This is a genomic window from Streptomyces sp. NPDC056738 (assembly GCF_042790435.1).
Lineage (GTDB): Bacteria > Actinomycetota > Actinomycetes > Streptomycetales > Streptomycetaceae > Streptomyces.
In genome coordinates this window covers 384,677-404,600 of sequence record NZ_JBHTZF010000001.1, presented here as the reverse complement: position 1 = coordinate 404,600, position 19,924 = coordinate 384,677, and the positions used below count along the sequence as shown (strand labels likewise).

Here is a 19,924-nt window from a genome sequence, read left to right as displayed (position 1 = left end):
AGCCTGGCGCATCGAACGCTGCGGGGCCGCCCTCACCGAGGGCGGCCCCGTGCCGCACCCGAGCGGTCACTGTGCGGTTCGGGCGGACTGCCCGGGGGGAGGAACGGCCCGCCCGTGAACGCGTCGAGGAGGATGCGGTCGTCAACCGGACGGCGCAGCTTCACCGTCACCTTCTCGACACGCGATTCGGATGTGCACGGCCCGTCGGAGGTGCCACGGATAGAGGCTGAGAACACCACGCTCCCCTCGGTCTCGAGCACATCGATGGCCGGGCCGTCGTCGCACCCGCCGTGCTCGGCGCGCACAGTGAGCGTCCTGCCGTCCCGCGCGATGGTGTCCAGCCCGACCAGGGGCATGAGTTCGTCCGTCCGCTCGGGTACGGCCCCGATCGGGGACCGGGGGACTTCGGAGGGCGTGACCGCGACGCGTTTGAGCGGCGTGTCATAGCCCTTGACGGTGAAGAGCCAGGCCGGCACGGTCGCCGTCCCGCGACTGGTCAGCACCGTCATCTCGCCGAGCCGGGCGGCGGTCACGGTGAGGGCCGGGCCGGAGTTGCCGCCGCGGGCGAGCGTGGCGTAGGCCTCCCGTGCCGAGGCGAGCGGGAGGGTCAGGGAATCGCCGTCGCGCCACCGGACCTTCGCCTGCTTTTTCGCCGGGTCGGGAAGGAGGGCGCGCAGTTCGAAATTCTGGGTGGCGTAGGCGCGTTTGTCGGCGTCGTCGTGGAATGCTCCGTCGGGCAGTTGGACGGCGTCTCCGAGCGGGTAGTAGCCCCGCCTCCACACTCGTGCCGCCTCGGAACCCTCCCATGCGGTGGCGACCCGGCGGGCACGCCCGGTGGTGTCGACGTCGTGGACACGGTTGCCGACGGGTGCCCTTTGGTCGCCGCATCCGGCGGCCGCCGCGGCGACCAGGCCGAGGGTGACGAGCAGTTTGACGGACCGCATGATGCCCCCAAGAGGAGAACGTGGAGTGGAGCCGAATCCGGCACCAGACCTGTGACGCCCGGGCGGTGCCGGACGTTCGGCCCGAGCGCGGGCGCGCTTCCTCGCTCCGCGCCCGGTGCGGCCCGGAGTGCCTGCCGGGTGTCGCCGGGCAGACGAGACCCCGCGGACACGCCCCAGGACGGCTTCCCGCACCCGCGCACCGGCCCGAGAGCCCGGCCTGGTTCGCGCTGAAGCCGCCGGTTTCCGCATTCACGCCCCTCGGGTGGTAACGGCTGTTACCATGCCGGTATGGCGAAGACACAGTTGGGCGCACGCGTGGACGAGGAAGTCGCGGACCTCGCGAAGAAGCGAGCCGCCGACCTGGGGCTGAGCATCGGGGACTATCTCGCCCGGCTGGTGCAGGACGACACCAGCGGCCTGCGCGCCCGGGCGGTGGACGCGGCCGCCCGCTTCCTGACCGAACACCAGAGCGTCTTCGACGAGGTCGAGCAAGCCCAGCAGACGGCTCGGGGAGCGCACGCGGCCTGATGGACCTGCACATCGACGTCCCCTGGATCCTGCAGGTCGCCGAGGCCGCCGGAGCCAACGATCCGGCGCCGGACGACTACGGCGTCCCCGCCTCAGCGGTCGCCCGTCACCGCGCCGAACTGTTCGAGCAGCCCGTCTACGAAGGCCCCTACGCCAAGGCCGCCGCCCTCGTGCACACCCTGGGCCGGTGCCGCTGGCTGGAGCGCTCCAACCTCGCCGTCGCCGCGGCCAGCGGTGTCATGTACCTCGAAGCCGCCGGGATCGGCGTCAAGCCCGTCCGCGCGGACGCCATCGCCCTCAGGGATCTGCTCCTCGATCCCGCCTGCACCGCCGGGAAGATCGCCGCACTGCTCCGGACCTGGCCCACCACCACCTGACGCTCCCGTTGACTGGGACAGGGCGCCGGGCTCCCCGGCGGACGGGTCTGGCAGGGTGAGCCAAGGTCGGGGGCACGCGCGGCACATGGAGGACACCGGTGAACTCAGGTCGAACCAAGCACGCCCGGGGCTTGGCGCTGACCATCGCGGTCGGACTGTCCGTGACGGCGTGCACGAGTGCCGACCCCGGTGAACCCCGGCACGGTGCCACGACCAGGGCTTTCGGCCCCCCGCCGGCCAGTTGGTGTGCGAGCGGCGTGCCGAGCGCCTCGTCCGGTTCCGGCAGGCCCCACCGTGGAGCACTCCACGACGACTTCAACGGCGACGGCTACTCGGATGTGGCCTTCCCCGTTCCGCGCGGCGACCTCAGCGGCGGGAAAGCCCGTCGAAAGCCCGGCTATGTGGCGGTCGTGTACGGCTCGTCCCACGGCCTGCGGATCGCGTCCAAGCAGCTCTTCGACCAGGACAAGCCCGGCATCCCCGGGGTCGGCGAACCGGGTGACTACTACGGCAGTTCCGTGACCACCGCGGACCTCGACCAGGACGGGTACGCGGACCTGATCGTCGGCTCCCGCGAGAACGGTCACGACGAAGCGTACGGAAACGGCGGGTACCAGGACGGGCAACTCCGCCGGTACCACTGGCAGGGATCGCTCTCCGTCATCTGGGGAGGCCCCCACGGACTGTCCGGCTCGGTCACGCTGCCCAGCCGCGCGACCTCCCGCGACGGGGTCGGTTCGCTCGTCGTCGCCGGGGACTTCGACGGGGACGGTACGCCGGATCTGGCGACCCAGGTCCGGGGCGGCGACCTGCGTGTCCTGTCCGGGCCGTTCGGACACGACGGCACGCCTGCCGGCGGCGTGCACGACGTGAGGGGCCCGAGTAGATCCGGGATGAGGGATCTGGCCACCGGGGACGTGAACGGTGACGGCATCACCGACCTGGTCTCCGTGGGGGAGGCGGAGAGCGGAGGTACGGGTCGCGGCGATCTCCTGTACTGGAAGGGCACCCATGACGGCCTCACCCCCGGCGTGGCCCTGAGCGGGATCCATGGTCCCCAGGACTCCGGCAGAGCGGTGGCCGTCGGGGATGTGAACGGTGACGGGTACGCCGACATCGTCACCAACGCCTTCTTCGAGTTCGTCTCGGTCGACAGTGGCGGCAGCGGGGTGGAGGAGCGGGAGTACGCCAGGAAGTACCGCCTCCCGCACCTCAAGAGCGGGGCGGTCGTCTACCTGCCGGGCGGCAGGAGCGGCCCCGACCTCGAGAAGATGACGATGCTCAACCAGGACAGTCCTGGTGTGCCCGGCGTCGCCCACGAGGACTCCGGAGCCGACGAGGAGGGCGGGACCGATGGCTTCGGCGCAGGCGTCTCGGTCGGCGACATCGACGGCGACGGGTACGCGGACGTATCCGCCGGGATACCGCAGAAGGACGTCGGCGGCGAGGACGGCGCGGGCAGCGTCGTCACGCTGCGGGGAACCGCGCACGGGCTGACCGGCGAGAGCGCGCAACTCCTCACCCAGGACACCGAGGGCGTGCCCGGCACGGCACAGGGCGCCGACCAGTTCGGGTCCGCGACCAAGATCGTCGATGTCGACGGCGACGGCCGTGCCGACCTGCTCGCCGGGGGCGAACTCGCGCCGGACGGCACACCCCACGGCGCTCGCGGCTCGGTCTGGGTCTTTCCTTCGACCCCGTGCGGGGTGACCCCCAAGGGCTCGTCCGTCATCGGCCCCAGCACCCTCGGTGCCCCGAAACAGTTCAACTCCGAACTGGGCGCGGACTTCAACTCCTGACCGCGATCACGAGGTGGACCCGGAAAGCCGGTGGACCCGGAAAGCCGGTGATCACGACCGGCCCACCGCCCACGGCGCCCCCCCCGGTACGGATGCGAGGGCGCCGTGGGTTCACGGGGTGACGTCAGTGGCTGGTGCGGGAGGAGCCGGAGCCGCCGGGGGTCCGGGGCGCCCAAGTGGGCTTCTCCGTGGCCTCCTTCATGGACGGTTCGTCCATGAGGACGTGCCAGCCGCTGTCACCCGCGTTCCCGTCGAGGCGCACACTGATCTCCTTCGTCTGCCCGGTGTTCTGGAAGTACAGGACGACGGTCTGCCGCTCGGAGCCCTCGTCGTAGAAGTCGGCCGCGACCTTCCCGCCCGCTCCCTTTCCGAACGCCTTGATCCAGTTCTCGGCCGTGCTGCGCGCCGCGTCCTTGTCATCGTCGTCGGTGGCGAGTTCGGCGAGCCGGCCGGGAGAGTCGTCCGCGATCCGCCAGACGAGCTGCTGCGTGACGCCGAGCGAGCCGGTCGAGGGGTAGCCGACCACATGAAGCGGCTCGTGGCCCGCGTAGTCCTCGGCGTAGCGGGTGTCGGCCGTGTCGCCCGCGGACGAACACCCGGTCAGCGTCGCGAGCAGCACACCGGCTGCCAGCACCGCGGTCATCGGGGCGCGCGATGCGGTCCCTTCCGTCACTTGGCACTCCTGGGTCGGATGATCAGAACTCGTTGGATGGGATTGCTGGTGCCGCGGTAGCGCGCCAGCACGTCGTCGAGCGTGGTTTGGTTCTTGATGCCGTGCTGGGACAGTCCCAGATGCCCCTGCACCTTGGAGGTGACCACCGCCGCGTGGTTGTAGCGCCGTTCCTTCTTCCACTTGAAGAAGACGATGTCGCCGAGCTGCGCGTTGTATGTCTTGGAGACGCGGCTCGAGGGACGGTGACCGGAGAAGTGACGGCGCAGGTTGTCGGCACCGGACCAGGTGTAGCTCTTGTTCTTGATCGAGCCGAAGAGGTAGTACTGCTGCCACCACGCGCCGTCGGTCTTGCGGCCGCCCCATCGGAACTTCATGCCTCCGCCGTGGTACAGGGCCTTGGAAACGAAGTTGGTGCAGTCCTGGGAATACTCCCAGCCGATGCCGGTGTGGTTGTAGGCCCAGTTGGCGGTGCCGTGGCCGCTGACCGACCTGGCACCGAGAGCCGTGACCGTGGCGTTGGTCGCGGGCGGAGTCTCGTCGGGGAAGCCGTTCTCGCCCAGCTCGATCGAGCCGGGGTCGTCCGAGGCGTCGTCCGGGGCCTCCGGGTCGGTCGCGGAGGTGGTCTCCACCTGGGACTGAGCGGCAGCCGTCGCGGACAGTGTCTGCGCGGCGTCGAAGTCGTCGGCCTCGCCGTCCATGACCGCGGTGTCCCCGGTCAGGTCGAAGGTGTACCGCTTGAGGGCGCTCCCCTTCGTCGGTTCGTCGCCGCCGTCGCCGTGCAGTGTCATCGACTCCGTGACGGTGGCACGTACGACGACCTGATCCGCCGTGGCCCCCTTGCCGACCAGGACGTCCGTCATCTCCGCCGACGCGCCCGCATAGCTCTGGCCGGTGTCGGCGAGGGCCTGCCTGTTGTCGACGAGGTTCGGCTCCTGAGCGCCGAGCAGCGCGGCGAAGACCGCGCCATGCGGTGCGTCGGCGGCCGCGTCGGGCGCGGAGAGGCTGCCGCCGGTGAGGATCTTGCCCCGGGCGGCCAGGTACTCCTGGACGATGTCGCGGTACAGGGCGGTGCCGCCCCGGACCGCCGCGCCCTGTGCCGGCGCCGAGCGCGACACAGGTCCGTCGCCGACGACGTTCCTCACCCGCACCGAGACGCGGTACGGGACGGTGTTGTCGAGCTTCGTGAACACGGCACGCGGTGTGACGGCCTCCTGTTCGGCCACGACGGTGCCGTCGGTCTTCTCGACCTGGACCGCGTAGCGGAGCTCACCGGCCGCGCCCGGGTCGAGCGGCGGATTCCAGGTGGCCAACAGGCCCGAGTCACCGGGGACCGTCACGACGTCGGTGACCGCTCCGGGAGCTGCGGGCGGAAGGTACCGGATCGTCAGCCGGGGCCGCGTGTCCGCGTCGGAGGCGGTGTGCGAGCGGTAGGCCGCCCCGTGCGCGTCGGCCGGGACGGTCAGGGCGAACCCCTGGTTCTCTCCCCGTTCGGTCCAGGACTGGACCAGCGGGCCGAGGTCCAGGTCCGGCAGGGGTGTGGCGGACGCGTAGTCGTCGGTTCCGGCCGCGTCGAGGAGCGCTCCGCCGCTCTCGGCGGGTGTCCAGGCGGACGACAACTCGTACACGCCGGGCTGTTGTGCGGTGCAGTCGGCCGCGCAGTCGGAGCGGGTCAATGACAGCGTGGCCGAGGTGACCCGGGCCCCCTTGGGCAGGCCGGAGAGGTCCGCCTTGAAACGGGTCGCCCACTGGTGTCCGCCGGCCGGTCCGATCCGGAGTTCCCCGTCGGGCGCGGTGGGGCAGGGGGTGGTGGCACAGTCGGTCGCGGTGGACACCTGGTCGAGGGTGTCGTCGGCGAGGGTGAGCGTCCTGCTGTCGGGTGCCGCGGGCAGCGGCTTCTCGCGCACGTTCATGGTCTGCTGAGCCGACCACGGTGAGCAGCCCACGCTGGTGCAGCCGCGGGCGGTCCAGCGGTACGCGGCGCCGTCGGTGAGGACCCGGTCGGGAAGCCGGAGGGCGGCTCGCCGGCCGCTGTCCGTCCACACCGGCGTGAGGTTCAGTCCGGGTACGGCGTTGCCGGCCGAGTCCTTCACCGCGAACTCGGCGCTGACGCGGCCCTGCGCCGGATCCGTGACGACGGCGGAGATGATCGGCGTCAGGGTCTGCTCGGCCCCGGCCTGAAGGTCCTGCGGTGTGTCCGGGAGCGCGGCGACGCTGAAGGTGGCCCAGGCCGACCATTCCGTGTTGTAGTGCGTGCCGTCGTACGGCGAGGTACGGAACCGGTACGTCCTGCCGTGCCGCAGCACGCCGTCGGGCACGGCGACCTCGGCGGGGGTGCCGCTCGCCGTGAACTTGGACACCAGGAGGTCACCCACCTGGGTGTTGGTCGCGGCGTCGAAGATCTGGAACGTGCCGTCGACCTGGTCGCCGTCCGGGTCGGCGAAGGTGTCGCGCAGGGTCGGCGTGGTCGTGTCGACGCGCCAGGTTCCCGTCCTGTCCTGGGTGAAGGGGGGACCGGCCTGCTGCTTCGTGCCGGTGCGCGGCCGGTAGTTGTAGGTCACGGTGAGTCTGGGCGGATTGGCCGCCGCGTTCGCGGAGTTGACCCGCTTCCACTGCGCGACGACGTTCTCGTCGGCGGCACGCAGCCCCAGCGTGCCGCGGGTGGTCTTGGCGGAGGCCCAACCCTGCACCAGCGAGGTCGCGTCGGCGTTGATCCATCCGTCGGACGCCGAGGTGCAGGCGGAGTTGCCGCGCGTCTCCGTGGAGGTGGACGTCCGGGAGTTCCAGGCCGGCTGGGACGTCCATCGGGTGCCGGTCGAGGCGGCTCCGGCGGACCACACCTCCCACGGCGCCGCCTTGCAGTCCGTGTTGCCCGAGTGGAAGTTCCAGAGGCTGAGCCGGGCGTTGCTGACGAGGGCGTTCGCGATCGGCGCGGTGTTCCAGGTGATGAAGGAACGCGCGGTGCGCGGGGTGCCGTCCGAGTTCTTCGTCCCCGGGTTGCCCAGGTCCAGTTCGGTGTCGGTGGACAGGTCCCCGGTCTCGCCCTGCTGGACGTAGGTGTCCATCACGTTCGACAGCGCGGAGGTGGAAGGGTCCACCGTCACCGGGTAGGTGGTCCTCGGGTCGGCGAGGAACGCGGCGTCCGGCGTCACCACGAGGTCGACGGACGACCCGTCGTGGACGACCTTCATGGCCGCGGGCACCCTGCGGGTGTGTTCACCGGAGACCGCGTCGACCGAGGCGTCCCACATCACGGGCGCCGGCATGACCGCCGTCTTCTCGCTGCGCCGGTCGGTCAGCAGCACGCTGCCGTCGGGTCGTTGGGCCACCGTGAGACCGCGCGCCTTGAGCGGCAGCGTGTAGCTGTAGGAGTCTCCCGCCGGTCGCTGCTTGATCTCCACGAACTGCTCGAAGCCGGTGCGGGTGGCCTCGACGACCACGTCGGCGCCCGGCAGCGCGTTCTCGTACTCGGCCCGGTTGCCCTTGAGCGTGGGCGCGGGCAGGGCGCCCTTCCACTGCAGGGTGATCTGCCCGTCCCCCTCGCCGAGCGTCACCAGGTCGGAGGCGCGGCCCGCGTCGGCCCGTACCGCCCGCGAGCCCGTCAGGGACGCCCGCCCGACGGTGCCGCCCGTACCGCGTCCGGCCAGTCTCAGCCCCTGCGGGTGAGCCTTGGACTCGACCGTCCCGTCGGCGCCCCGGGTCAGGTTCACGTCCACCGAGCGCCAGGCCCCGGTGTCCTGGTCGTAGAAGCGGATGGGGCCGGCGGACACCTCGGTGGTCAGCGAGCCGTCCTCGTTCACCCAGGTCGTGGAGGTCTCGCTCCGCTCGGAGAGCGCCTCGACCCTGTGGCCCGCGGCCCGCGCGGCAGCGCGCGCGGACGGGATGTCCACGGCCTCGGTCACGTCGGCAGCCACGACCTCGGCGGCCCGTGCGGGCGTCGCCACGACCGCGTCGGCACTTCCCAGCACCGTGAGGGACAGGGCCAGAGCGGCCCCTCCGGATATCCAGCGCGCGGGTCCCCCGGACCCCCGCCATCCGCGCCGTGGCACGGACTTACGCCTCGTCATGCTTCCTCGAGCTCTGTCGAACACCGTGCGAGCACGGTGTGGGCCAAGAATTTCCGCTCTTGAGGATGTTTGGCATGGCCGCGACGTTCCGGAAATCCGGGGCAGAGCACCCTACTTGGGGGTGTTGCTGATCACATCGGTCCGAAGGTGCGCATCACTTCGGGCGGGCCGGAGGAGTTCGGGGCGTGGCGGGGGCACGCGTGGAAGGCCTGTGCGACCGGTGTCGGATCGACGCCGGTCGCACAGGCCGTCTCGTCGCGGCGCCGCTACAGCGACATCTCGTACGCGCCCGACAGTGCCTCCACGCGCTTCCAGATCTCGGCCGAACGGGCCTCGTCCACGACGGGACGGCGGATCGCGCCGAGGGCCCAGGCCTGCTGCGGCTCGGTCGCGGAGTCCTTGCCGTGCAGTTCGACGCAGTGTCCGGAGAAGTCACGGACCAGCACGGAGAACAGCTCGTCGAGCACGGACTCGTCCAGGTCCGTCAGGCGCGCCTGCTCCAGGATGAGCTGTCCGTGCACCACCAGCGCGAACAACTGCCCCACCGCGAGGAGGAAGTCGAGGTCGCGGCTCTGCGCCTCGTCGGGGGCCATGGTGGTCACGAACTCGCACAGCGCGTCAGCCTGTTCGCGGAGGCGGGCGACGTTCGGGACCTCCGCGTAGGCGTCGTAGGCGGCGCGCCAGTCGTGGAAGCGAACGGAACCCAGGCCGCGCGCCGGTCCCTGCCGGAAGAGGAAGTCGTCGTCGGCCGCGTCGAGACGGGTCGGTACGGCGGGCACGTCGATCGGGTCCAGCAGGTGGTTGCGCATGAACTTGAGGATCAGCGCGAGGTTGACGTGGACCGTGCCCTCCAGCTTGGGCAGGCCCCTGATCTCGACGGCGGCCTGGGAGAAGTAGTTGTCCTTCTCGAAGCCCTTGGCCGCGATCACGTCCCACATCAGGTCGATGACCTTCTCGCCCTCCGTGGTCACCTTCATCTTCGTCATCGGGTTGAAGAGGAGGTAGCGGCGGTCCTCGGGACCCGCCGTACGGAAGTAGTCGACGGCGCGGTCGCTGAACAGCTTCATGCCGACGAGCCGGACGTACGCCTCGGCCAACTCCCGGCGGACGTGCGGGAACGCGGTGACGGGGCGGCCGTAGAGGACGCGGTTCTGCGCGTGGGTGACGGCCTCGTACATCGCGTGCTCGCAGATGCCGATCGAGGCCGTGCAGAGGTTGAACTTGCCGACGTTGACGGTGTTGAGGGCGGCGTCGAAGGCGGCCCGGCCGGTGTGCAGGACGTCCTCGGGTGCGACCGGGTAGCTCTCCAGGCGGAACTCGCTGACGAACTTGGAGGAGTCGACGACGTTCTTCACCAGGTGGTACGCCGGGTGGCGGCTGTCGGCGGCGAAGAAGACGTATCCGTCCGGGCCCTCGACGTCGGTGCGGCGGCCGAACACGGAGACGAGGCCGGCGGCGTTGCCGTTGCCGATGTAGTACTTGGAGCCGGTGGCCAGGAATCCGCCGTCGGCCTGGGGCTCCAGCAGCATGTCGGTGGAGTAGATGTCGGCGCCGTGGGCCTTCTCGGACAGACCGAAGGCGAACACCTCACCCTGGGACAGGAGATCCGCGGCACGCGTGCGGGCCGCGGTGTTCTCGCTCTGCCAGACCGGTCCGAGGCCGAGGATGGTCACCTGCCAGGCGTACCAGTAGTCGAGACCGTAGAAGCCGAGAATCTCGTTCAGGGCGGCGATCCGGGCGGTGTCCCAGCGCTGGTCCTCGTCCGTGGCGGCGGAGGCGGGGGTGAGGAACGTGGCGAACAGGCGCTCCTTGGCCGCGAAGGCGAGGAAGTCGCCGAGCCAGGCGCGGGTGCGGTAGTCCTCGATGATGCGGCGCTTGCCGCGCTCCTCGAACCAGTCGACGGTGGCGCGCAGCAGCCTGCGCGTCTCGGGGTCGAAGTGCGCCGGGTCGTAGGTGTGCGGGTTGAACAGCAACGGAGTGGTGGTCACAGAGGTTCGCCTTCCGAGGGGTGAGGGGGTAGGGACTGCGTGACGGGAAGAGAGGGAAGCCGGGGTGCGTCAGGCAGGCCTGCGCGCGGGGCCGCTCCGCGGGTCGGCGCCGGTGACATCGGTCGTGCCGAGGGTGCGGAGCGTGGCGAGGACGTCGTCGAGCCAGGCGATCGTCATCCGCTCGTACGCGATGCCGCCGCGCAGCACGACGTGCTGGAGCTGCTGACCGGCGTCGAGCGGCGCGGGGGCGTCAGGACCGGTGAAGTCGCGCAGCTCCCCGGCGAGATAGCGCGCGAGCCGGTCGCTGTGGATCCGGTGGTGCCGCTCGACCTCGTCGACGAGCGCCGCCGGGTCGTCGAAGGCGGCCGCGCGGATCTTCACCGCGAGCTCGTGACGGATGCTCTCCGGTTCGATCGGCTCGTGCAGCCACTGGGACAGCGCGGTACGCCCGGGGCCGGCGACGGAGTACACCTTCTTGTCCGGCCGCCCCTGCTGCGGCACCTCCCGGACGGCGAGGACGCCCTCGCTCTCCATGCGCTTGAGCACGCGGTAGATCTGCTGGTGCGTGGCGGTCCAGAAGTATCCGATGGACCGCTCGAACCGCCGGGCCAGCTCATAGCCGGACCCCGGCTTTTCCAGCAGGGAGACGAGGATCGCGTGTTCGAGCGCCATGGTGCACAGCTTTCTATGCAACTCGTTGCATAGACAAGCGCCGCCGCCCTTGTGAGACACGGCTCACCCGGGCCACCGCCCGCAGCATGGTGCCCCGCGCGGCGGTGGCGGCGGCGTGGCCGACCTGTCCGCGCGGGGGAGCCGGGACGACCTGTGCCGGACCCGGCGGCCGTGAACCGGTCAGAACCACGGAGTGAAAGGGCCCGTGGCTCTGATCCAGCGGCCCAGCAGCCGGACGAGCTGCAGCACGGTCAGCGGCCACAGCACCGCGAAGCACCAGAGGAGTGCGGCCTGCGACGTCGTGATACCGACCACCGCGAGGACCACCGAGCAGATCAGCATCAGGACGACCGCTATCGGCAGGCGCCGTCCACCGGACCGGCGACGCGGCGCGGGCTCGGGGTCCGGCTCGTTGTCCTGTCGCAGCCCCTCCTCGATCTCCGCCAGCGCGGCTCGTTCGCGTGCTGTGAGACGGACACCGTCCGCGTGGTCCTTCTCGTCCACGGCGACGCACCTCCTGAGCGTTCTTCCACGGTGGCCCGTGGATGCGAGCCTCCGGTGCCGGGGCGGCGGATCACGTCACGCGAGGGCCGTCCTGCGGTTCCTCTTCCGGTTCGTCCGGCAGGCGCACGTCGCCGACGGCGACGTTCACCTCCACGACCTCCAGACCGGTCATGCGCTCGACGGCGGTGATCACGGCGACGCGCATGTCCGCGACCACGTCCGTGATGGGGTAGCCGTACTCGACGACGACGTCGAGGTCCACGGCGGTCTGCCGTTCGCCGACCTCGACGCTCACGCCGCGGGTCTGACCGGGGCGCCCGGCGGGCACCCGGTCGCGGACGGACCCGAGGGCCCGGGTCATGCCCGTGCCGAGGCCGTGGACGCCCACCACCTCGCGTGCGGACGCCGCCGCGATCTTGGCCACCACGCCGTCGGCGATCGTGGTCCGTCCCTTGCCTCCCGGATCACCGGTGCCGGAGCGCCGGATCCCCGTGGCCTCGCCCGTTTCGTTCTTGGTGCTCGCTGAGCGGGTGGTCAGGTCCGTCATCAGGACCTCCTCGGTCTTCCGTGCGGACACCTCGCGTGACACTCGAGGGGGCGGGCCCCTGCCCCTCAGCCATCGTCACACGAATGGCTCAATTCGTGCGATCCGGGGCGAATGCCGCACTGCTCAAGCCGGGGCGTCTTCACCGTGCTCGCGCCGCGTAGGCCCGTACGTCCGCGTCCGGGTCCGTCGTCGCGCCGGCCAGGGCCGCGCGGGCGTCCTCGCGGGTCCCGTGGCGGGTCAGCGCGAGTACGGCGGCCTTGCGTACGTCGGCGTTCGGGTCGGCGAGGGTCCTGGCGAGGGCGGGGACCGCCGTGCCGGGGTCCGCGGCCGACAGGGCCTTGGCGGAGCCGGCCCGGACCTGCCAGGCCGTGTCGGACAGGGCGGCCAGGGCGAGGGCGTCCAGCGGTGCCGGGCACCCGGTGGTCGCCAGCGCCTCGAAGGCGGCCGCTCGCACCAGGGCGTCCGCGTCGGCCACGAGCTCGGTCAGGACCGCACGGGCCCGGCTCGGCCCGGAAGCCTCCGGCGTCGTGGCGCCGGGCCGCCCGGCGACGGCGGTGCCCAGCGCCCTGGCGATCGTGACGCGGACCTCGCGGGACGGGTCCCCGGCCGCACGGGCGACCTCTTCGGTGGCGTCGACCGACACGAGCGCCCGTACGGCCTCGATGCGGACGGCGATGCCGGAGTCGGACAGGGACCTCCGGAACAGTTCGGCGTCACCGAGGCGAAGAGCGCGCAGGACGTCGAGCGCGGCGGCGCGGACGACGGGATCGTCAAAGGACAGGGCGGAGGCGAGGCCCTCCCGCAGGGCTTCCTCGGGCGGCAGCGTCTCGACGAGCTCGCGCAGCGAGCCCGCGGCGGCCTCGCGCACACCCGCGTCCGTGTCGACGAGCGCGGCGGCGAGCGCCGGTCCGGTGCCGGTCGGCACGGTCTCCGTCAACACGGTGACGGCGGTCCTGCGGACGACGGGATCGGAGTCGGTCAAGTAGGGCGCGATGGCGGCGAGTTCGGGTTGCTCGTCGGCGAGCGAGAGGAGCTGGAGCAGGCGAGGCGTGGCAGGTGTCTCGGGGGCGGCACCGTGAGGGTGGGCCGGATCCGTCGGTGTGGGCTCGGACCCCCTCGCCACCGGCGCGGCTTCCCGGGTCCCGGCCGTCGCCACCTGCTGCGGGTGGACCTCGCCGAGACGGCGGGAAGGACCGCCGACCGGACGGAAGCCGTCGACGGGCACCGCGTACGGAGCCACCGGCCGGGCCGTGAACTCCATCGTCCCGGAAGGGGACTTGTACAGGTCCAGGTGGTGGAACCAGGACGCGTCGTCACGCCGGGGGTGGTCGAGGCGGTCGTGGTAGAGGCCCCAGCGGGACTCCGTACGGGCCAGCGAGGCCCGCGCCGCCATCTCCGCGCAGTCACGGATGAAGGTGACCTCGGCGCAGCGCATCAGCTCGTGCGCGGTGCGCGCGCCCATCGAGGCGATGTCGGCCCGCATCCGCTCGAACGCCTCCAGGGCGAGGGACAGCCGGGCCCCGGACTTCGGCGGCGCCACGTAGTCGTTCACGAAACGGCGCAGTTTGTACTCGACCTGGGGCTGCGGGGGGCCGTCCGGGTTGCGCAGCGGGCGGTAGATCAGTTCATGGGCCTCGCGCAGTTGCCCGGACGGCAACTCGCCCTCGTACGGCGTGAACCGGGCGGCATCCGCGCCCGCCAGGTCGCCGAACACGAACGCGCCGATCATGTAGTTGTGCGGTACGCAGGCCAGGTCGCCGGCGGCGTACAGGCGCGGGACGGTCGTACGGGCGTGGTCGTCCACCCGTACCCCGGAGGCCGAATGACCGCCGCACAGCCCGATTTCGGAGATGTGCATCTCGACGTCGTGCGTACGGTAGTCGTGGCCGCGCCCGGAGTGGAAGGTGCCCCGCGTCGGACGCTCGGTCGAGTGCAGGATGGTCTCCAGGGCCGCGACCGACTCCTCCGGGAGATGGCTCAGTTTCAGGTACACCGGGCCGCGGTCGGACGCCACCTCGGCGGCGAACTCGGCCATCATCTGACCGGACCAGTAGTCGGAGTCGACGAACCGCTCTCCGTGCCGGTTGACCTGGTAGCCGCCGAAGGGGTTCGCCACGTAGGCGCAGGCCGGACCGTTGTAGTCCTTGATCAGCGGGTTGATCTGGAAGCACTCGATACCGGTGAGCTCGGCGCCCGCGTGATACGCCATCGCGTAGCCGTCGCCCGCGTTGGTCGGGTTCTCGTACGTGCCGTACAGGTACCCGGAGGCGGGCAGGCCGAGCCGGCCGCAGGCGCCGGTCGCCAGGATCACGGCGCCGGCGCGGACGGTGACGAACCGCCCCGTACGGGTGTTGAACCCGGCCGCGCCAACGGCCCTGCCGCCCGCCGTCAGCACGCGCACCGGCATCACCCGGTTCTCGATGCGGATCCGCTCCCGCATCTCCCGCCGCCGCAACTGCCGGTACAGGACCTTCTTGACGTCCTTGCCCTCGGGCATCGGCAGCACGTAGGAGCCGGACCGGTGCACCTGGCGGACCGCGTACTCGCCGTGCTCGTCCTTCTCGAACTTCACCCCGTACGACTCCAGGCGCCGCACCATCGCGAAGCCGCGGGTGGCGGTCTGGCGGACGGTGGACTGGTCGACGATGCCGTCGTTGGCGCGGGTGATCTCCGCGACGTAGTCGTCGGGCTCCGCGCGCCCCGGGACGACCGCGTTGTTGACGCCGTCCATGCCCATCGCGAGCGCGCCGGAGTGGCGGACGTGCGCCTTCTCCAACAGCAGGACGTCCGCACCGTGTTCGGCCGCCGTCAGCGCCGCCATGGTGCCGGCGGTGCCGCCTCCGATGACGAGGACGTCGCAGCTCAGCTCCTCGGCGTCGGCGAGGGCGGGGATCTCCAGGGGGGTGTGCACGGAGGTGGTCACCGAAGGGCCTTTCAGGTACCGAGCGAGGAGAGGACTTCGCGTCGCAGCGCCACGCGTGCCGGGTCGTCGTGCGCCGCGCGGTCGCGTGGACGGGGCACGTCGTGCAGCGCGACCGGCCGGCCGGAGCCGAACAAGGCCACACGGTCGCCGAGGAACAGGGCCTCGTCGACGTCGTGGGTCACGAACACCACGGTCGCGCCCGTCCCGCGCAGCACCTCCACCAGCAGATCCTGCATGCCGGCACGGGTCTGGGCGTCGAGGGCGCCGAAGGGTTCGTCCATGAGGACGGCGCGCGGCTCCGGCGCCAGCGCGCGGGCCAGTTGGGCGCGCTGCCGCTGGCCGCCGGACACGCGGTGGGGCAACTGACCGGACCGCTCGGCGAGTCCGACCCGGGCGAGCCAGGACTCCGCCCGGGCGCGGCGTTCGGTGCGCGGCAATCCCTTGATGGCGAGGGGCAGTTCGACGTTCGCGCGCAGTGACCGCCAGGGCAGCAGGGCGTCCTCCTGGAAGATCAGCGCGCGGTCGGCGGAGGGGCCCGTGAGCCGGCGTCCGTCCTGGGTGACCTCTCCGGAGAGGGGTGCCAGCAGCCCGGCGAGGGTGCGCAGCAGCGTCGACTTGCCACAGCCGGAGGGGCCGACGACGCTGAGGATCCCGCCGGGGGCGACCTGGAGGTCCACCCCGTGCAGCACGGGCGCTCCCGGCCGGCCGAGGACGGCCTCGCGCAGGGCGAGGGCAGCGCCGGTGCGCGACGGTGAACGGACGTCAGACGAACTGGTCATGGGGCACGTCCTTATCGGTCCTGGGCAGGGCCCGTACGGGGACGGTGGCGCCGCGTGCCTCCCGCGCGCCGGGGACGTACGACGTACGAGGCAGCCAGTGCGTGAGGCGACGGCCCAGGAGCTCCACGGCCGTCGACGTGATCCAGCCGAGGACGCCGATCGTGACCATCCCCACGAACACGCCTGGGTAGTTGACGATCGTGTAGTCCTGCCAGGTGCGATAGCCGACGCCGTACTGGCCGGAGATCATCTCGGCGGAGATGACACAGATCCACGAGACTCCGAGGCCGACCGAGAGACCGCCGAAGACGCCGGGCAGCGCGCCCGGCAGGACGACCGAGCCGAGGACGCGCAGACGTCCGGCGCCCATCGTCCGCACCGCCTCCTCCCACACCGGTGTCAGGGCGCGCACGGCGTGCCGGGTCGAGACGAGCACCGGGAAGAAGGCGGCGGTGAAGGTGATGAAGACGATGCCCTGTTCGTTCGAGGGCAACAGGAGGATCGCCACGGGTACCAGGGCGATGGCCGGGATGGGCCGGACGACTTCGAGCAGCGGGCCGAGCAGGTCCTCGGCGAGGCGGGAGCGGGCCACGAGCACGCCCGTGGCCACGCCCAGGACGGCGGCCAGCAGGAAGCCGGTGAGGATGCGGGTGAGGCTGTCGGTGAGGTCCGTCCAGTAGTCGGGGCCGGACAGCCGGTCGGCGAAGGCGCGGGCCACGTCGGCGACCGTGGGGAACTGCGAGAAGCGCAGCCACAGGTCGACGTCGAGGCCGGTCAGCACCTGCCAGACGCCGAGAGCGCCGGCCAGTGAGCCGAACCGCAGGGCGAACCGGCCCGCCCGGCGCGGATAGCGGAGCGTGAGGCGTCCGTCTCGTCGTTCCTTCCGGGGCGTGACGGGGCCGCCCTGTACGGCGCCGCCGGACGGGACTCGGTGCGTCCGGCGCGCGTCCCGGCTCATGACGCCCGCCGCAGCGCGTCGGCGTACGGGATGACACGGGCGCCGGTGCGCCCGGCGACGTAGGCCTTCGCGGTCGCCGGTGCGACGAAGGGGAGAAGCCGGCCGCCGTCGTCCACCCAGACCGCCTTGTCGGCGAACCAGAGGGTGCCGGTGGTGGCGTCGGGTACGTACGCGGCGCGGATCGTGGCCTTGTGCCGTGCGACGTAACTCAGCAGTCGCGCCGGGGACTTGAAGGTACGGGTCCGCTCGGCGCCCTTGGGCCACACCTCGCCGGCGGGGGTCGCGGGCCGGGTGGCCAGGTGCTCGGCGTAGCCGGCTCCGAGGGCCTTCCTGACGTACCGGTCGTCGACGAAGGCGTCGACGTCCACGTCGCCGGTGAGCTTGGCGGCCTTGAGGATCGTCACGTCCTGCTTCAGCGCGTCGACGAGCCGCGGCTTGAGCGCCGGGTCGAAGGTGGAGATGCCGTGGGCGCCGTTGTACAGGTAGACGACCTCGGCGGGCAGCCCGGTGGCCTCGGCCACCTTCTCGGCCGCGGCGACGGGGTGGGCGTCGAGATAGTCCGTGGCCTCCGCCTGGGCCCTGAGGAAGGCTTCCAGGACGGCGGGCCGTTTCTCGGCGAAGTCCTCGCGGGCGGTGACGCCGTGGAAGGTCGGCAGGTCGAGCTCGGCGCCGTCGTACAGGGCCTTCGCCTTGCCCTGGTAGGCGAGCAGGCCCGGCCAGGCGACGAACTGGGACAGCGCGTCCACGCTGCCCGCGGAGAGCGCGGACGCCCCCACCGCGGGCTGCTGGTTGAGCTTCTGGACGCCCTTGTCGGGATCGACGCCGGCGCGTCGCAGGGCCCGGATGAGGGTGCCGTCGGCGGCCGAGCCGATGCTCGTCGAGACCTTCTTGCCCTTGAGGCCCGCGAGCGAGCCGATCGTGGAGTCGGGAGCCGTGACGATGGTGTTGAGGCCGCCGCGGAGGTTGTAGCCGGTGACCGACACCAGGCGCGTGGGGCGGTTGAGCTGCTTGCCCCGGGCCGCGTTGATCAGGAGGGGGAAGTCGCCCATCGAGCCGATGTCGATCTTGCCGGCGGTCATCTGGGCGGTGATGGGGGCGCCGGTGGCGTAGTCCTGCCAGTCGACCTTGTAGGTGTGGCCGTCGTGGAGGGCGTCGAGCTCCTTCTCGAAGGCGCCGAGCGAGCGCAGGAGGGTGCCCGCCGTGACGGTGTTGATGGTCTTGGACTGGTAGCCCACCGTGACGGTGACGGTGGAGCCGTCGCCTCCCGCCGCGGCGGTGCCGCCGCACGCCGTCAGGGGGAGGAGCAGGAGGAGAGCCGCGCCGACTGCTGTGCGTTTCATGGGAGTTCGAGACCTCTCGGGACCGGTCACCGGAGCAGGTAGGGCATGTTGACCGTGACGGCTCCGGTGGGACAGCGGGCCGCGCACGGGCCGCAGTACCAGCACTCGTCGACGTGCATGTACGCCTTGCCGTTGCTCTCGTCGATGGCGAGGGAGTCCAGCGGGCACATGTCCACGCAGAGCGTGCAGCCGTCGATGCACTTCGACTGGTCGATGGTCACGGGCACGTCGGCCCGCTGGGGCGCCAAGGGCATGGCTGTCTCCCGAAAGGTCGTGCGGAGGAAGGTGGTTGTGTTCAGCGCGAGCGGTGCAGGAGGCCGCTCATGGTGATGCGGTCGCCGCGGAACCGGATGAACTCCAGGTCGACCGGGCGGCCGTCGGCGAGGTGCGTGAGCCGTTCCAGCATGAGGACGGCGGTGCCGCGCGGGGCTTCGAGTACGGCGGCGGAGTGCGCGTCCGCGGTGACCGCCTCCAGGGTGATCTCGGCGTGGCCCAGGGGCCGGCCGGTGATGGTCTCCAGGAGGCGGAAGACGTCGGTGTTCTCCAGGTCGGCGCCGAGCAGGGCGGTGCCGATGTCGAGGGGGATGTAGGTGAGGTCGAGGGAGAGCGGGAGACCGGCCAGGCGGCGCAGGCGTTCGATGTAGAGGACGTCGGTGCCGGGCGGGACCTGGAGGCGTTCGGCGACCGGGGCCGGCGCCGGCGCGGGGCCCGCCGTACGGACCTCGTTGGTGACGCGGCCGTGCTCGTGGAGGGTTTCGGCGAGGCCCATCAGGCGGTCGAGGCCGTGACGGTACTTCCGGGCGACGACCACGGTGCCGACGCCCGGCTGGCGTTCGACGAGCCCTTCGGCGCGCAGCAGGTCGAGGGCCTGGCGGACGGTGTTGCGGGAGGCGCGGTAGTCGCCGGCGAGGATCGACTCGTGAGGCAACGTGTCCGTGGGAAAGCCGCCGGTGAGGAGCTGGTGGCGGAGGAGATCGGCGAGCTGCCGGGCCCGGTCGGCGCGCAGCCGGCGCCGCGCACGGTGGGCGGCGACGGTGGTCGCGCCCTGGCCGGCGTGGTCTCGGATGCGGTCGGTGGGAGGCATGGATCGAACCCTACCGATCCGATGGGGAAAGCCGTGTTGCCGGAATGTTGCGCCACTTGCGGAAGCATCGGATGCCCGGCTGACCTGGTGCTTTCGACGTGTGGGGGCCAGATGTGCCAGTGACCGGGAGCCGTGGGGAAGCCCTCGGGGAGAACCGGGCCCGGCGCCGCGCCGGCGCCTGGAGCCGGTTCTCGACCACTGCCCCACCCGGGCTCCCGCGCTCAGTGCGCCGCGCCTGCCCGGGTGCTCAGATGTGCCAGGTCACGGTGTTGTCCGCGGCGGTGACCAAGGCCAGGACGATCAGGTCGGCGGCGCCGAGCAGTATCCCGAGGTAGGCGCGGTGACGGTGGGTGGTGCCGCGGTGCAGCGCGAGCAGCCCGAGGACGATGGCGGTCGGTCCCAGGAACAGGTTGAAGACCAGGAGTCCGATCAGTCCGAGAACGAACGACGCCGCGGCCAGGACGTACGGGTCGCGGCGTGAAGTCGTGTGGGCCGTGTCGGTCATGAGCCGGCTCACCGGGCCTCCTCGCCACGGTAGGAAGCACCCTTGCGTGCCGCGTCACCGTCGGGACGGTGCTTGCGCAGACCGTAGACGAGCAGCCAGCACCCGATGACGGCGGACGCGGCGAGCGTGACGGGCAGCGGCAGGTGCGCGGCGGCACCCACCACCACTCCGAGGAGCAGGAAAGCGGCGACGAGGAAGAGCATGTGTCTCCTTCGGGTCCGGGAGGCGCGCGGTGTCGC

18 protein-coding genes and 1 pseudogene are annotated in these 19,924 nt (G+C 71.6%); 3 read left to right on the top strand and 16 right to left on the bottom strand.

Features of this window, described 5'->3' with window-relative positions; genetic code table 11:
• Positions 1-32: 32 nt before the first annotated feature.
• Positions 33-944 (bottom strand): hypothetical protein, encoded by a 912-nt coding sequence (locus tag ACFRIC_RS01590; RefSeq protein WP_382778453.1) that lies wholly within the window; start codon positions 942-944, stop codon positions 33-35.
• Between the two features lie 288 nt (positions 945-1,232).
• On the opposite strand from ACFRIC_RS01590, the gene ACFRIC_RS01585 reads away from it, so the two are divergent.
• The 3 genes from ACFRIC_RS01585 (at position 1,233) to ACFRIC_RS01575 (ending at position 3,648) form a co-directional block, all read left to right on the top strand.
• Positions 1,233-1,472, top strand: a complete 240-nt coding sequence (locus ACFRIC_RS01585) for a hypothetical protein (protein WP_382778452.1) — start codon at positions 1,233-1,235, stop codon at positions 1,470-1,472.
• Positions 1,472-1,849, top strand: a complete 378-nt coding sequence (locus ACFRIC_RS01580) for a fic family toxin-antitoxin system, toxin component (protein ID WP_361689083.1) — start codon at positions 1,472-1,474, stop codon at positions 1,847-1,849. The genes ACFRIC_RS01585 and ACFRIC_RS01580 overlap by 1 nt, the downstream gene beginning before the upstream one ends.
• Before the next feature lie 98 nt (positions 1,850-1,947).
• Entirely contained in the window at positions 1,948-3,648 is a 1,701-nt protein-coding gene (locus ACFRIC_RS01575; protein WP_382778451.1) for an FG-GAP and VCBS repeat-containing protein, read from the top strand.
• 124 nt (positions 3,649-3,772) lie between these two features.
• On the opposite strand, the gene ACFRIC_RS01570 is transcribed toward ACFRIC_RS01575, so the two are convergent.
• The 15 genes and pseudogenes from ACFRIC_RS01570 to ACFRIC_RS01500 form a co-directional block, all read right to left on the bottom strand.
• Positions 3,773-4,321 (bottom strand): hypothetical protein, encoded by a 549-nt coding sequence (locus ACFRIC_RS01570; RefSeq protein ID WP_382778450.1) that lies wholly within the window; start codon positions 4,319-4,321, stop codon positions 3,773-3,775.
• Positions 4,318-6,231: an amidase domain-containing protein gene (locus ACFRIC_RS01565; RefSeq protein WP_382778867.1), complete on the bottom strand. Its 1,914-nt coding sequence runs from the start codon at positions 6,229-6,231 to the stop codon at positions 4,318-4,320. The genes ACFRIC_RS01570 and ACFRIC_RS01565 overlap by 4 nt, the downstream gene beginning before the upstream one ends.
• A gap of 297 nt (positions 6,232-6,528) precedes the next feature.
• Positions 6,529-8,298: pseudogene (locus tag ACFRIC_RS01560) on the bottom strand (DNRLRE domain-containing protein); the annotation flags it as partial.
• Between the two features lie 353 nt (positions 8,299-8,651).
• Positions 8,652-10,373, bottom strand: coding sequence for an acyl-CoA dehydrogenase family protein (locus ACFRIC_RS01555; RefSeq protein WP_382778449.1), 1,722 nt, complete (start codon positions 10,371-10,373; stop codon positions 8,652-8,654).
• Between the two features lie 69 nt (positions 10,374-10,442).
• Positions 10,443-11,045 carry a PadR family transcriptional regulator gene (locus ACFRIC_RS01550; RefSeq protein ID WP_382778448.1) on the bottom strand — a complete coding sequence of 201 codons (603 nt, stop codon included), beginning with the start codon at positions 11,043-11,045 and terminating at the stop codon, positions 10,443-10,445.
• A gap of 180 nt (positions 11,046-11,225) precedes the next feature.
• The gene (locus ACFRIC_RS01545) at positions 11,226-11,549 is read right to left on the bottom strand and encodes a DUF3040 domain-containing protein (protein WP_382778447.1); all 324 of its coding nucleotides are present in this window, start codon (positions 11,547-11,549) and stop codon (positions 11,226-11,228) included.
• Between the two features lie 70 nt (positions 11,550-11,619).
• On the bottom strand, positions 11,620-12,096 hold the full coding sequence (locus ACFRIC_RS01540; RefSeq protein ID WP_382778446.1) for an Asp23/Gls24 family envelope stress response protein: 477 nt from the start codon (positions 12,094-12,096) through the stop codon (positions 11,620-11,622).
• A 139-nt stretch (positions 12,097-12,235) separates the two neighbouring features.
• The gene (locus ACFRIC_RS01535; RefSeq protein ID WP_382778445.1) at positions 12,236-15,019 is read right to left on the bottom strand and encodes a fumarate reductase/succinate dehydrogenase flavoprotein subunit; all 2,784 of its coding nucleotides are present in this window, start codon (positions 15,017-15,019) and stop codon (positions 12,236-12,238) included.
• An 11-nt stretch (positions 15,020-15,030) separates the two neighbouring features.
• A complete protein-coding gene (locus tag ACFRIC_RS01530; RefSeq protein WP_382778444.1) occupies positions 15,031-15,798 on the bottom strand; it encodes an ABC transporter ATP-binding protein in 768 nt (255 codons plus the stop codon).
• A complete protein-coding gene (locus tag ACFRIC_RS01525) occupies positions 15,782-16,756 on the bottom strand; it encodes an ABC transporter permease (RefSeq protein ID WP_382778443.1) in 975 nt (324 codons plus the stop codon). Before ACFRIC_RS01525 ends, ACFRIC_RS01530 begins: the two co-directional genes overlap by 17 nt.
• On the bottom strand, positions 16,753-18,096 hold the full coding sequence (locus ACFRIC_RS01520) for an ABC transporter substrate-binding protein (protein WP_382778442.1): 1,344 nt from the start codon (positions 18,094-18,096) through the stop codon (positions 16,753-16,755). The genes ACFRIC_RS01525 and ACFRIC_RS01520 overlap by 4 nt, the downstream gene beginning before the upstream one ends.
• Positions 18,097-18,122: 26 nt before the next feature.
• Complete coding sequence (locus ACFRIC_RS01515; protein WP_351693958.1) at positions 18,123-18,350, bottom strand: ferredoxin family protein; 228 nt, start codon at positions 18,348-18,350, stop codon at positions 18,123-18,125.
• A gap of 41 nt (positions 18,351-18,391) precedes the next feature.
• Positions 18,392-19,180: a GntR family transcriptional regulator gene (locus tag ACFRIC_RS01510; RefSeq protein WP_382778441.1), complete on the bottom strand. Its 789-nt coding sequence runs from the start codon at positions 19,178-19,180 to the stop codon at positions 18,392-18,394.
• A gap of 247 nt (positions 19,181-19,427) precedes the next feature.
• Positions 19,428-19,697, bottom strand: a complete 270-nt coding sequence (locus ACFRIC_RS01505) for a DUF4190 domain-containing protein (RefSeq protein WP_382778440.1) — start codon at positions 19,695-19,697, stop codon at positions 19,428-19,430.
• Positions 19,694-19,888: a hypothetical protein gene (locus tag ACFRIC_RS01500; protein ID WP_382778439.1), complete on the bottom strand. Its 195-nt coding sequence runs from the start codon at positions 19,886-19,888 to the stop codon at positions 19,694-19,696. Before ACFRIC_RS01500 ends, ACFRIC_RS01505 begins: the two co-directional genes overlap by 4 nt.
• Between the last annotated feature and the right edge of the window lie 36 nt (positions 19,889-19,924).

Bases quoted from the DNA above. Each gene is read 5' to 3' on its own strand.
- ACFRIC_RS01525 (WP_382778443.1), bottom strand. From the start codon at position 16,756: ATGAGCCGGGACGCGCGCCGGACGCACCGAGTCCCGTCCGGCGGCGCC.
- ACFRIC_RS01565 (WP_382778867.1), bottom strand. From the start codon at position 6,231: ATGAACGTGCGCGAGAAGCCGCTGCCCGCGGCACCCGACAGCAGGACG.
- ACFRIC_RS01510 (WP_382778441.1), bottom strand. From the start codon at position 19,180: ATGCCTCCCACCGACCGCATCCGAGACCACGCCGGCCAGGGCGCGACC.
- ACFRIC_RS01540 (WP_382778446.1), bottom strand. From the start codon at position 12,096: ATGACGGACCTGACCACCCGCTCAGCGAGCACCAAGAACGAAACGGGC.
- ACFRIC_RS01530 (WP_382778444.1), bottom strand. From the start codon at position 15,798: ATGACCAGTTCGTCTGACGTCCGTTCACCGTCGCGCACCGGCGCTGCC.
- ACFRIC_RS01590 (WP_382778453.1), bottom strand. From the start codon at position 944: ATGCGGTCCGTCAAACTGCTCGTCACCCTCGGCCTGGTCGCCGCGGCG.
- ACFRIC_RS01550 (WP_382778448.1), bottom strand. From the start codon at position 11,045: ATGGCGCTCGAACACGCGATCCTCGTCTCCCTGCTGGAAAAGCCGGGG.
- ACFRIC_RS01520 (WP_382778442.1), bottom strand. From the start codon at position 18,096: ATGAAACGCACAGCAGTCGGCGCGGCTCTCCTCCTGCTCCTCCCCCTG.
- ACFRIC_RS01515 (WP_351693958.1), bottom strand. From the start codon at position 18,350: ATGCCCTTGGCGCCCCAGCGGGCCGACGTGCCCGTGACCATCGACCAG.
- ACFRIC_RS01585 (WP_382778452.1), top strand. From the start codon at position 1,233: ATGGCGAAGACACAGTTGGGCGCACGCGTGGACGAGGAAGTCGCGGAC.
- ACFRIC_RS01500 (WP_382778439.1), bottom strand. From the start codon at position 19,888: ATGCTCTTCCTCGTCGCCGCTTTCCTGCTCCTCGGAGTGGTGGTGGGT.
- ACFRIC_RS01580 (WP_361689083.1), top strand. From the start codon at position 1,472: ATGGACCTGCACATCGACGTCCCCTGGATCCTGCAGGTCGCCGAGGCC.